Origin of the sequence: Citrobacter sp. MNAZ 1397 (genome assembly GCF_023613995.1) — a bacterium.
Taxonomy (GTDB): Bacteria; Pseudomonadota; Gammaproteobacteria; order Enterobacterales; family Enterobacteriaceae; genus Phytobacter; species Phytobacter ursingii.
This window is the reverse complement of the sequence record NZ_JAKIVH010000010.1, coordinates 80307-92579: the sequence shown is the minus strand read 5'-3', so window position 1 is coordinate 92579 and position 12273 is coordinate 80307. Positions and strand designations below refer to the sequence as shown.

The following is a 12273-nucleotide window of genomic DNA, read 5'->3' as shown; positions in this document are numbered from 1 at the left end:
TGCATTAATCCGGTGATGAAAGAAGTATTCGGTGGAGCGGTAGTTCAGTCGGTTAGAATACCTGCCTGTCACGCAGGGGGTCGCGGGTTCGAGTCCCGTCCGTTCCGCCACCCTATTTAGGGGCGTAGTTCAATTGGTAGAGCACCGGTCTCCAAAACCGGGTGTTGGGAGTTCGAGTCTCTCCGCCCCTGCCAGAAAAAGAAAAAATCCTTTGCTCAGGCAAAGGATTTTTTTTTGCTTCTTTCTGGTAAAACAATTCAGACGCACCCGTAATGGATGCGCCGCTTTCATTCCATTACCTTTATTTTCAATAACTCCCGAATCTGGTTTTGTTTATCGCTATTTTGTAACCAGATAGCATAAAGTGGACGGGATAGTGTCGTGCTATCAACCACCATATGCAGGCCACTCCTTTGCTGCGCCCAGGAGACGGGTAGCCACGCACACCCATTTAATAGCGTCAGTTGCTGATGAGCGACCTCTGCTGAACTGGTAGTTAATGTTGGGACATCGTCGCTGCCAATCAATTCGGACTCATGTTGCTGAAAATCCGGCCCCCATTCCAGACGCAAATAATTCAATTGTGACTTCGTCTTTTCGGGCGTCGAGCAATAGAGGCCAAGTGTAAAATGTCCTAATAACTGGCTGCTAAATTCGTCCATTTTGGGTGTTTCTGTTGTGATCAGGAGATCAAGTTGGCGCTCATGTAGCTGTTTCACCAACGATTGTCGCTGTGCAATTCGTGCTTCAAATTGCAGGCTTTCCTCTAGCTGGTACAACCTTCCAAGCCAGTCGCTAAGCATACATTCCCATAGCGAGGCACTTGCACCGATAGAAAATTGATTGTGTCTCGATGTATGCGCAACCTCTTTGCGTGCCGCCTGCCAGGTATTCATCAGCGTTTCGGCATAGGGGAGAAGTTTTTCCCCGGCCGCCGTCAGGCGGATATTGTTGCGATGGCGCGTGAAAAGATTTACGCCAAGCTGGTTTTCTAACTGACGAATACGAAAGCTCACGGCTGACTGGGTCAAATAGAGTGCTTCAGCTGCACGCCCGAAGTGGCGAGTTCGGCTGACTTCCAGGAAAGTTTTTAGCAATTCCGTATCCACAGGTTTCTCCGCAAAATTATTTGTCGTAATGATTTAAATGTTTTGTTTTACACTCTGTCAAGCGTAACTAATACTCCGCGCCATAAATAGCTCGGCCAAAGAATTAGGAGCGTGCAGGATGGCGGAAAGCTTTACGACGACTAATCGTTTTTTTGACAACAAACATTATCCGCGCGGGTTTTCCCGTCATGGTGATTTCACCATCAAAGAAGCTCAGTTGCTTGAGCGTCATGGTTATGCTTTCAACGAGCTGGATCTCGGTAAGCGCGAACCGACCACAGAAGAAGAAATCCGTTTCGTCGCAGTATGTCGCGGCGAACGCGAGCCAGATACCGAAGCAGAACGCGTCTGGTCTAAGTATATGTCACGCATTAAGCGTCCAAAGCGTTTTCATACCCTGTCAGGTGGCAAACCGCAGATGGAAGGGAACGAAGACTACACGGATTCTGAAGACTAAAAAAAGGGGCTACGGCCCCTTTTTTATCCCAACATTTTCTGCAAATGAATGAGTAGCCTGTCGATAGCGCGATAGCTGAGCGCTTCCTGTAGATGATCGCGCTGAATATTTTCTGCACCTTCCAGATCGGCAATGGTTCTCCCGACTTTCAACAAACGTTGCCAGGCTCGTACTGACAGACCAAGCCGTACCAGTGTTTGTTCCAGCCACTCTCCATCAGCTTGCGTGAGCACGCAAAAATCCCTCATTTCGCTGTTTTCCAGTAACGCGTTAAGCTTCCCTTGTCGCTGATACTGCCGTTCCTGTGCAGCGATAACCCGTGCACGCACGACACTACTCTTTTCACTGCCGTGTTGGTTGTGGCTCAACATACCGGGCGGCAGGAGTGGGATCTCAAGCGACAGGTCGAAGCGGTCTAGAAATGGCCCAGAAAGGCGCCCAAGGTAGCGCAATGTCTGTTCCGGCGTGCTGCGGTTATGGTTCCCTTGATAATGCCCCGTTGGGCTGGGATTCATGGCGGCAATAAGTTGAAAACGGGCAGGGTATGTGACTTTCGCCCGCGTACGGGAAATATGGATCTGCCCTGACTCGATGGGTTCGCGCAACGCGTCCAGCACCCGTCGCTCAAATTCAGGGAGCTCATCGAGGAATAACACGCCGTTATGGGCCAGCGATATTTCTCCGGGGCCAGGTATTGCGCCGCCGCCGACCATAGCCGTAAGTGAGGCACTATGATGCGGTGCGCGAAAAGGTCTCTGTCGCCATTGACGTATCAATCCTGAGGTATTGACCAGACTCAGGATGGCCGCGCTTTCCAGCGCTTCCTGGTTGCTCAGCGGTGGCAACAATGCCCCAAGCCTGCTGGCAAGCATTGTTTTTCCCGTGCCCGGTGGGCCGATCAGGAGCAAGTTATGCCCGCCGGCCGCCGTAATCTCCAGTGCACGCTTACCTTGCTCCTGCCCGATGACGTCGCTTAAGTCATGTTGCGCTGTATTCGGGTTACTGCTGATGAAATGGGGAGATGGTGGAGATAACTCATGTTTACCTTCAAGAAAAGCACACACCGCCTGCAGATGCTCAGCGATGTAACAATCTTTCGTTCCTGTCAGGCTTACCTCGGCTTCGTTCTCTGCGGCGACAATGATGGACCGGCCAGCCTTGATTGCCTCCATGGCACTGGATACCGCCCCGGGAACGCCGCGTAGCGCTCCTGTAAGGGCCAATTCGCCGACGAACTCAAACCGATGAAGATGGCTAGTCTGCAATTGCTCAGAAGCGGCGAGAAGCGCAATTGCGATAGGTAAATCATATCGCCCTCCCTCTTTGGGAAGGTCTGCCGGTGCCAGGTTGATCGTGATCTTTTTCGCGGGGAATTCGTAGCCGCTATTGATGATCGCGCTACGCACGCGATCCCGGGCTTCCTTCACCGTTGTCTCCGGTAGGCCCACCATCGTCAAACCGGGAAGACCGTTGCTGATGTGCACCTCAACGGTGATTAACGGCGCACAAACCCCCAGCGCTGCACGCGTGTAAATAACCGACAACGTCATAACACCTCCTTGTGGAAGGTAAGTATGCGGGGCAAATAGACTTTACCTTCCCGAAAAAAAGAAGGTTTGCGCACAGGCTTCCACACTTTTTTCGGCGGTTGCAGACGATCTATTTTTTTCTGGAATTCTCCTCGCATGTTACGGCCTGGTGCCTAAAAGCCCTTTTAGTGTTGAAAAAAATGAAATTATTTCATTTCAATTTTTCTTTATAAAAAACAAGGATTTTTATTGATATTGTTTTGCTAACGAAAAAAACCGTCATAAAAAAATCTTGTGTCATATCTCATATCTGTGATAACTCTTTAGGTATTCCTTCGAACATGAAGCCAGAAAGTACAGAAAATGACAGCCCTTCTACGAGTGATTAGCCTGATTGTGATTAGCGTGGTGGTGATTATTATCCCACCGTGCGGGGCTGCACTTGGACGAGGAAAGGCTTAAAAATCAAGCCTTAACGAACTAAGACCCCCGCACCGAAAGGTCCGGGGGTTTTTTTATGACCTAAAAACATAAACGAGGAGCAGAGAATGAGTAGTAGCACAAAATTCTGTTTCTACCGATTTACGGCGGGGAACTAACTATGAATGGCGCACAGTGGGTAGTACATGCGTTGCGGGCACAGCAGGTTGATACAGTCTTTGGGTATCCCGGCGGCGCAATTATGCCGGTTTACGATGCATTGTATGACGGCGGCGTGGAACACTTGTTGTGCCGGCATGAGCAGGGGGCGGCAATGGCGGCTATCGGTTATGCACGCTCGACAGGTAAAACGGGTGTGTGTATCGCCACGTCCGGTCCGGGAGCAACTAATCTGATCACCGGGCTGGCGGATGCGCTGCTGGATTCCGTTCCTGTCGTTGCTATCACCGGTCAGGTTGCCGCGCCATTCATTGGTACCGATGCCTTCCAGGAAGTGGACGTTCTCGGTTTGTCGCTGGCCTGCACTAAACATAGTTTTCTGGTGCAGTCTCTGGAGGAGCTGCCGCGCGTGATTGCCGAAGCGTTCCAGGTGGCAAACTCAGGCCGTCCTGGCCCGGTTCTCGTTGATATCCCTAAAGACATCCAGTTAGCCTCCGGTGATCTGGAACCGCATTTTTCCACCGTTGGAGATGAGTTCACCTTCCCACATGAAGACGTGGCGCAGGCCTGCCAAATGCTGGCTCAGGCCAAAAAGCCGATGCTGTACGTAGGTGGTGGCGTAGGGATGGCGCAGGCTGTTCCGGCGCTGCGCGAGTTCCTCGCCGTGACTCAAATGCCAGTCACCTGTACGCTGAAAGGCCTTGGTGCGGTTGAAGATAGCTATCCATGGTATCTCGGCATGCTGGGGATGCACGGCACCAAAGCCGCGAATTTGGCGGTGCAGGAGTGTGACCTGCTAATCGCTGTGGGGGCACGCTTTGACGATCGCGTCACCGGCAAACTGAACACCTTTGCGCCAAATGCCAAAGTTATCCATATGGATATCGATCCGGCAGAAATGAATAAATTGCGTCAGGCACATGTCAGCTTGCAAGGCGATTTGAATGCGTTACTGCCAGCATTGCAACAGGAGCTGGAGATTAACGAATGGCGCCAGTTTAATGCCGACATGCGTAGAGAGTTCGCCTGGCGTTATGACCATCCAGGTGACGCGATCTATGCGCCGCTGTTGTTAAAACAATTGTCAGATCGCAAACCTGCCGACTGCGTGGTGACCACCGATGTGGGTCAGCATCAAATGTGGTCTGCACAGCACATGACTTACACCCGTCCAGAAAATTTCATTACCTCCAGTGGATTAGGCACAATGGGCTTTGGCTTGCCAGCCGCCGTGGGGGCACAGGTGGCCCGTCCGAATGATACGGTAATCTGTATCTCCGGTGACGGTTCCTTCATGATGAATGTTCAGGAACTCGGCACCGTAAAACGCAAACAGTTACCGCTGAAAATCGTGTTACTGGATAATCAGCGTTTAGGGATGGTTCGCCAGTGGCAGCAGTTATTCTTCAACGAACGTTATAGCGAAACAACACTTACCGATAACCCCGATTTCCTCGTTCTGGCCAGCGCCTTCGGCATTCCCGGCCAGCACATCACCCGTAAAGACCAGGTTGAAGCGGCTCTCGACACCATGCTGTCCTGTGAGGGGCCATACCTGCTTCATGTCTCAATCGACGAGCTTGAGAATGTCTGGCCGTTGGTACCGCCAGGTGCCAGTAATGCAGAAATGCTGGAGAAATTATCATGATGCAACATCAGGTCGCCGTGCAGGCCCGCTTCAACCCCGAAACGTTAGAACGTGTATTACGTGTGGTACGCCACCGTGGCTTTCAGGTTTGTTCAATGAACATGGAAGCGGCCACCGACGCGCAGAATATAAATATTGAATTGACCGTTGCCAGCCCGCGCCCCGTCGAATTACTGTTTAGCCAGCTAAGCAAACTGGTCGATGTCGCCCGGGTTGATATCCAGCAATGTACAACATCATCACAACAGATCCGCGCCTGAGCGCAAAGGAATTAAAATGACGACGAAAAAAGCTGATTACATTTGGTTCAATGGCGAGATGGTTCCGTGGGGAGAAGCAAAGGTTCATGTGATGTCCCACGCTCTGCATTACGGTACTTCCGTGTTCGAAGGTATCCGTTGCTATAACTCGCACAAAGGGCCGGTGGTGTTCCGTCATCGTGAGCACATGCAGCGTCTGCGTGATTCAGCCAAAATTTATCGCTTCCCGGTTTCTCAAAGCATTGATGAACTGATGGAAGCTTGCCGTCAGGTGATTCGCAAAAACAACCTGACCAGCGCCTATATTCGTCCGTTGGTGTTCGTTGGTGACGTAGGTATGGGCGTTAACCCGCCGGATGGTTACACCACTGATGTGATCATCGCAGCTTTTCCCTGGGGGGCATACCTCGGCGCAGAAGCGTTGGATCAGGGAATCGACGCGATGGTTTCCTCCTGGAACCGCGTTGCACCGAATACCATCCCGACGGCGGCAAAAGCCGGTGGTAACTACCTTTCTTCTCTGCTGGTTGGCAGTGAAGCACGTCGTCATGGTTATCAGGAAGGTATTGCGCTGGATGTGAATGGCTATATTTCTGAAGGTGCGGGTGAAAACCTGTTTGAAGTGAAAGATGGCATCCTGTTCACTCCGCCGTTTACCTCTTCCGCGCTGCCGGGTATCACCCGTGACGCCATCATCAAGCTGGCGAAAGACCTCGGTATTGAAGTTCGCGAGCAGACCCTGTCCCGCGAATCGCTGTACCTGGCCGATGAAGTGTTCATGTCCGGTACCGCAGCCGAAATCACGCCGGTTCGCAGCGTGGATGGTATCCAGGTAGGCGAAGGCCGCTGTGGCCCGGTCACCAAACGTATTCAGCAAGCATTCTTTGGCCTGTTTACCGGTGAAACCGAAGATAAATGGGGCTGGTTGGATCAGGTTAATAACTAAGTATAAAAGATGGGGCGGCACGCAACGCCCCATTTAACAGAAACTGGGAGTAACTAAAGCATGCCTAAGTACCGTTCCGCCACCACCACCCACGGGCGTAATATGGCGGGTGCCCGCGCGCTGTGGCGCGCCACCGGGATGACAGACGCCGATTTCGGTAAACCGATCATTGCCGTCGTGAACTCGTTTACCCAGTTCGTGCCCGGGCACGTGCATTTGCGCGATCTCGGTAAGCTGGTTGCTGAGCAAATTGAAGCCTCCGGCGGTGTGGCGAAAGAGTTTAATACCATTGCCGTGGATGACGGTATCGCCATGGGTCACGGCGGCATGCTTTATTCACTGCCATCGCGCGAACTGATCGCGGACTCCGTTGAATACATGGTGAATGCCCACTGCGCCGATGCCATGGTGTGTATCTCCAACTGTGACAAAATCACCCCGGGGATGCTGATGGCGTCACTGCGCCTGAACATTCCGGTCATCTTCGTTTCCGGCGGCCCGATGGAAGCCGGTAAAACCAAGCTGTCCGACAAAATCATCAAGCTCGACCTGGTCGATGCGATGATTCAGGGTGCGGACCCGAAAGTGTCTGATTCGCAGAGCGAACAGGTAGAACGCTCTGCCTGTCCGACCTGCGGCTCCTGCTCCGGTATGTTCACCGCTAACTCAATGAACTGTCTGACCGAAGCGCTGGGCCTGTCTCAGCCGGGTAATGGTTCGCTGCTGGCGACCCATGCCGATCGTAAAGATCTGTTCCTCACCGCAGGCCAGCGCATCGTTGAACTGACCAAACGCTACTACGAGCAGAACGATGCTTCCGCGCTGCCACGCAACATTGCCAGCAAAGCGGCATTTGAGAACGCAATGACCCTGGATATCGCCATGGGTGGTTCAACCAATACCGTTCTGCATTTGCTGGCGGCGGCGCAAGAAGCAGAAATCGACTTCACCATGAGCGATATCGACAAGCTGTCCCGTAAAGTGCCGCAGCTGTGTAAGGTTGCGCCGAGCACGCAGAAATACCATATGGAAGATGTTCATCGTGCCGGTGGCGTACTGGGGATCCTCGGCGAGCTGGACAGAGCAGGTCTGTTGAACCGCGACGTGAAAAACGTGCTCGGTTTGACGCTGCCGCAGACGCTGGAGCAGTACGACATCACGGTAACCCAGGATGAGGCGGTGAAAAAAATGTTCCGCGCTGGTCCTGCGGGTATCCGCACAACGCAGGCCTTCTCGCAGGATTGCCGTTGGGATTCGCTGGATGATGATCGCGCTGATGGCTGCATCCGTTCTCTGGAACATGCCTACAGCAAAGACGGCGGCCTGGCCGTTCTGTACGGTAACTTCGCCGAAAACGGCTGCATCGTAAAAACCGCAGGCGTGGATGACAGTATCCTGCAATTCACTGGTCCGGCAAAAGTGTACGAAAGCCAGGATGACGCGGTTGAAGCGATCCTCGGCGGTAAGGTTGTGGCGGGTGATGTTGTGGTTATCCGTTACGAAGGGCCAAAAGGTGGGCCGGGCATGCAGGAGATGCTGTATCCGACGACCTTCCTGAAATCCATGGGCCTGGGTAAAGCTTGTGCGCTGGTAACTGATGGTCGTTTCTCGGGCGGTACCTCTGGTCTCTCCATTGGTCACGTGTCTCCGGAAGCGGCGAGCGGCGGCAATATTGCCATCATTGAGGATGGCGACATGATTGCTATCGATATCCCAAATCGCGGTATTCAACTGCAACTGAGCGATGCTGAAATTGCGGCACGCCGTGAAGCGCAGGAAGCCCGTGGCGCCCAGGCCTGGACGCCGAAATCTCGCGAACGTCAGGTTTCCTTCGCGTTGCGTGCATACGCCAGCCTCGCTACCAGTGCAGACAAAGGCGCAGTACGCGATAAATCCAAACTGGGTGGCTAATCATGGCAGATTCACAACCCCTATCCGGCTCCCCTGAGGGGGCCGAGTATCTACGCGCGGTGCTGCGTGCACCCGTGTATGAAGCGGTGCAGGTTACCCCCCTGCAAAAAATGGAAAAACTCTCTTCGCGCCTCGACAACATTGTGCTGGTGAAGCGTGAAGATCGTCAGCCGGTACATAGCTTTAAGCTTCGTGGCGCTTACGCCATGATGGCGGGACTAACCGCCGAACAGAAAGCCCGCGGTGTGATCACCGCATCGGCAGGCAACCATGCACAGGGCGTGGCCTATTCTTCCGCGCGCCTTGGCGTCAAAGCCTTGATCGTGATGCCAACCGCAACCGCGGAGATCAAAGTGGATGCGGTGCGGGGTTTTGGCGGCGAAGTGCTGCTCCACGGGGCCAATTTTGATGAGGCGAAAGCCAAAGCGCTTGAGCTCTCTCAGCAGCAGGGCTTCACCTGGGTGCCGCCGTTTGATCATCCGATGGTGATTGCCGGGCAAGGTACTCTGGCGCTGGAACTGTTGCAGCAGGATGCCCATATCGATCGCGTTTTTGTGCCGGTTGGCGGAGGCGGTCTGGCGGCGGGCGTAGCCGTGCTGATCAAACAGCTGATGCCGCAAATCAAAGTCATTGCCGTTGAAGCCGAAGATTCAGCCTGCCTGAAAGCGGCGCTGGATGCCGGGCATCCGGTGGATCTGCCGCGTGTGGGGCTGTTTGCCGAAGGTGTTGCCGTCAAACGTATTGGCGATGAGACTTTCCGTCTGTGTCAGGAATACCTCGATGACATCGTGACGGTCGACAGTGACGCCATCTGCGCGGCTATGAAAGACCTGTTTGAAGACGTTCGCGCAGTGGCTGAACCGTCCGGCGCACTGGCGCTGGCGGGGATGAAGAAGTATGTCGCTCAGCACAAGATCCGCGGTGAACGTCTGGCGCATGTACTGTCCGGCGCTAACGTGAATTTCCACGGTCTGCGTTATGTTTCCGAACGCTGTGAGCTGGGTGAACAACGCGAAGCGCTGCTGGCGGTGACGATTCCGGAAGAGAAGGGGAGCTTCCTGAAATTCTGTCAGCTGTTAGGCGGTCGCTCGGTCACGGAGTTCAACTACCGCTTTGCCGATGCGAAAGATGCCTGCATTTTCGTCGGCGTACGGTTAAGCCGCGGGCTGGAAGAACGTAAAGAGATTCTGCAACTGCTGAACGAAGGCGGTTACAGCGTGGTGGATCTGTCCGATGACGAAATGGCGAAGCTGCATGTGCGCTATATGGTCGGTGGCCGTCCCTCGAAACCACTTACCGAGAGACTTTTCAGCTTCGAGTTTCCGGAATCACCCGGCGCGCTGCTGAAATTCCTGCACACGCTGGGTACACACTGGAATATTTCGCTGTTTCACTACCGCAGCCACGGTACTGACTACGGTCGCGTACTGGCGGCGTTCGAGCTGGGCGACCATGAGCCGGATTTTGAAACCCGCCTCAATGAGCTTGGCTACGACTGCCATGACGAGACCAATAACCCGGCATTTCGCTTTTTCCTTGCGGGCTAGCGTCAGGCTGAAAAAAAACAAGGCACGATATTTCGTGCCTTGTTTGTCTGGCGGGCACGGCGGCATAATGCGCCAGAACATTTCCGCTAAAACAGGTGAAGCACATGGCAGGACGCTTTCAGGGGTTTGCGCAGGAAGGGCTCGACTTCCTCCAGCAAGTCCGTATCGAGAACGATAAGACCTGGTTTGAAGAGCATCGTTTTATCTATGACCGTAGTGTCCTCACCCCTTTTCGTGCGCTGGTGGATGACTTAGCACCCGCGATGCTGGAAATTGATTCACTGCTGGAAACACGCCCGGCGATCGGCAAGACCCTGTCGCGTATTCATCGCGATACCCGTTTTTCTCACGACAAATCTCTTTATCGCAGCCGAATGTGGCTGACCTTCAAACGCCCGGCAAAGAACTGGACGGATGCGCCGGTTTACTTTTTCGAAATCAGTCCGGACACCCTGCGCTACGGCCTGGGGTATTACAGCGCCAGCAAATCGACGATGGACCTTTTTCGCCATACGTTGAAGCAACGACCGGCGCAGTTTCTGACGATAGCTGACGAATGCTGCCAGCCGCCGTTTGCGCTGGAGGCTGAGCGTTATAAGCGGCCGCTCGTGAAAGATCTCGATCCGGCGATGGCCAACTGGTATCAGTGCAAAACGTTCGCGGTCATGGTGACCGATAACGACGTGGAAAAGCTGTTCCACGCCGGGTTAGTTAATCTGCTGGCAGAGGGGTTTCGTCAACTGGAACCGTTGTATCAATGGCTGATGACAGTGGAAACGATGAAACAAATCGATCCCGATGATTTATAAATCCACACCGCAAGGATAAGCGAGAAGGGACATGCCTTGTGTCACTTCATCACCGTCCCTCGTACATACTTATCCAGCTTATCCGATTCATAAAAGCTGACGCATTGCGCCAGCACGTTATTAGCCGTTTGCGCATGATCAGGATGTAATGACATGGTTAGCTTGTTGAAATTTTCCGTCTCTTTAGCGACGAATTTCTGAAATTCCTTCCAGACGCCGGCATTGTCTAATGCGTAGCTCTCGACAAGGAATGATGCATCCTGCGAGGGGGCTGATTTTGTGCCCTCTGGCGTCCGGGCCTGGTAATTCGCCACCAGGCATTGTTTCAGGGCCAGATGTTTTACATCCTGTACCGTAACGTCCTTTGGTTTAGCCTGGGCAGTACAGCATGCCGCAAGGGCTACAGTTAATAACAGGACCTGTATACGCATCATTTTCTCCTTATTTAGCCTGAACAATTTCCCAGAATGCATTAATCAGTGGCTCATGCAGCCGCTTCTTCGGCGCACAAACGCCCAGTTCGAAGGGGGTTTTTTCATCACTGCGCTCCAGAATCATGACACGGTTGCGTACGGGTTCAGGGCTATTTTCCAGCACTACTTCTGGGATTAGCGCCACGCCACAGCCGAGCGCCACCATGGAAACCATCGCCTCATGGCCGCCTACTGTTGCGTAAATTGATGGATTACTGATTTTATGGCGACGAAACCAGAGTTCAATACGGCGGCGTACGGGGCCCTGATCGGCCATGATAAACGGCACTGTGGCCCAGTCAGGACTTTCCACAGAGACCTGATTGCGAACAGGACAAGGCAGCGCTGGGGCAATCAATACCACTGCCAGATTCTCCAGCATAGAAAACGCCACTGCGCCAGGCAACGTTTCCGGTTTCCCGGCAATCGCCAGGTCGGCTTCTCCCGTAACCACTTTTTCCATCGCATCGGCGGCGTCACCGGTGGTGAGCTTGATTTCTACCGAAGGATGCGCGGCGCGGAAGCGATCGAGAATCGGTGGCAGATGGCTGTAGGCGGCCGTGACCGAACAGAAGATATGCAACTCACCTGACAACGACGGGCCTTTCTGATCGATGGCGTGGCGCAGTTGCTGATACTGCAATAAAGTTTGATGAGCAAATGCCCGCAACTCTTCGCCCGCTTCGGTGAGCGTAACGGTGCGGTTATCACGGACAAAAAGCGCCTGACCAAGATCTTCTTCCAGACGCTGAATCTGTCTTGAAAGTGTGGAAGGACTGACGTGCATGGCGCGTGCACTGCGGCCGAAGTGGCGGCTCTCCGCCAGATGCAGGAAGGTTTTCAGGTCGCGTAAATCCATGAGACAGACTCCACATTTTTACGTTGCATAAATTGCAATGTCACATTGTTAATATATCAATTTAAGCAACACATTTCCTGTTGTAATGTGGGTACATTCTCGCACTACAGCGAACCTAATAACAA

12 protein-coding genes and 2 tRNA genes are annotated in these 12273 nt (G+C 53.3%); 10 read left to right on the top strand and 4 right to left on the bottom strand.

Annotated elements, in window-relative coordinates; all coding sequences use genetic code 11:
• The first annotated feature begins 33 nt into the window (after positions 1-33).
• Positions 34-110, top strand: a tRNA-Asp gene (locus tag L2097_RS24850).
• A gap of 8 nt (positions 111-118) precedes the next feature.
• A tRNA-Trp gene (locus L2097_RS24845) sits at positions 119-194 on the top strand.
• A gap of 93 nt (positions 195-287) precedes the next feature.
• On the opposite strand, the gene hdfR is transcribed toward L2097_RS24845, so the two are convergent.
• Positions 288-1109, bottom strand: a complete 822-nt coding sequence (hdfR, locus tag L2097_RS24840; protein WP_047372331.1) for an HTH-type transcriptional regulator HdfR — start codon at positions 1107-1109, stop codon at positions 288-290.
• A 118-nt stretch (positions 1110-1227) separates the two neighbouring features.
• On the opposite strand from hdfR, the gene L2097_RS24835 reads away from it, so the two are divergent.
• A complete protein-coding gene (locus L2097_RS24835) occupies positions 1228-1566 on the top strand; it encodes a MaoP family protein (RefSeq protein WP_047372330.1) in 339 nt (112 codons plus the stop codon).
• A 23-nt stretch (positions 1567-1589) separates the two neighbouring features.
• On the opposite strand, the gene L2097_RS24830 is transcribed toward L2097_RS24835, so the two are convergent.
• On the bottom strand, positions 1590-3116 hold the full coding sequence (locus L2097_RS24830) for a YifB family Mg chelatase-like AAA ATPase (protein ID WP_250353861.1): 1527 nt from the start codon (positions 3114-3116) through the stop codon (positions 1590-1592).
• 342 nt (positions 3117-3458) lie between these two features.
• Here L2097_RS24830 and ilvL point away from each other — a divergent pair, with 342 nt between their 5' ends.
• The 7 genes from ilvL to L2097_RS24795 all read left to right on the top strand — a co-directional run bounded on the left by ilvL (position 3459) and on the right by L2097_RS24795 (position 10816).
• Positions 3459-3557, top strand: a complete 99-nt coding sequence (ilvL, locus tag L2097_RS24825; protein WP_032229281.1) for an ilv operon leader peptide — start codon at positions 3459-3461, stop codon at positions 3555-3557.
• Between the two features lie 139 nt (positions 3558-3696).
• Positions 3697-5343: an acetolactate synthase 2 catalytic subunit gene (gene ilvG / locus L2097_RS24820; RefSeq protein ID WP_142516971.1), complete on the top strand. Its 1647-nt coding sequence runs from the start codon at positions 3697-3699 to the stop codon at positions 5341-5343.
• A complete protein-coding gene (gene ilvM / locus L2097_RS24815) occupies positions 5340-5603 on the top strand; it encodes an acetolactate synthase 2 small subunit (protein ID WP_039076997.1) in 264 nt (87 codons plus the stop codon). The genes ilvG and ilvM overlap by 4 nt, the downstream gene beginning before the upstream one ends.
• A gap of 16 nt (positions 5604-5619) precedes the next feature.
• Positions 5620-6549: a branched-chain amino acid transaminase gene (locus L2097_RS24810; protein ID WP_047372327.1), complete on the top strand. Its 930-nt coding sequence runs from the start codon at positions 5620-5622 to the stop codon at positions 6547-6549.
• Between the two features lie 60 nt (positions 6550-6609).
• Positions 6610-8460, top strand: a complete 1851-nt coding sequence (gene ilvD / locus L2097_RS24805; protein WP_250353860.1) for a dihydroxy-acid dehydratase — start codon at positions 6610-6612, stop codon at positions 8458-8460.
• A gap of 2 nt (positions 8461-8462) precedes the next feature.
• A complete protein-coding gene (gene ilvA, locus L2097_RS24800) occupies positions 8463-10007 on the top strand; it encodes a threonine ammonia-lyase, biosynthetic (RefSeq protein ID WP_085006402.1) in 1545 nt (514 codons plus the stop codon).
• Between the two features lie 104 nt (positions 10008-10111).
• Positions 10112-10816 (top strand): DUF2461 domain-containing protein, encoded by a 705-nt coding sequence (locus L2097_RS24795; RefSeq protein ID WP_250353859.1) that lies wholly within the window; start codon positions 10112-10114, stop codon positions 10814-10816.
• A gap of 41 nt (positions 10817-10857) precedes the next feature.
• On the opposite strand, the gene L2097_RS24790 is transcribed toward L2097_RS24795, so the two are convergent.
• Positions 10858-11247 carry a hypothetical protein gene (locus L2097_RS24790; RefSeq protein WP_047372323.1) on the bottom strand — a complete coding sequence of 130 codons (390 nt, stop codon included), beginning with the start codon at positions 11245-11247 and terminating at the stop codon, positions 10858-10860.
• 10 nt (positions 11248-11257) lie between these two features.
• Positions 11258-12148, bottom strand: coding sequence for an HTH-type transcriptional activator IlvY (gene ilvY / locus L2097_RS24785; protein ID WP_047372322.1), 891 nt, complete (start codon positions 12146-12148; stop codon positions 11258-11260).
• Positions 12149-12273 lie beyond the last annotated feature (125 nt).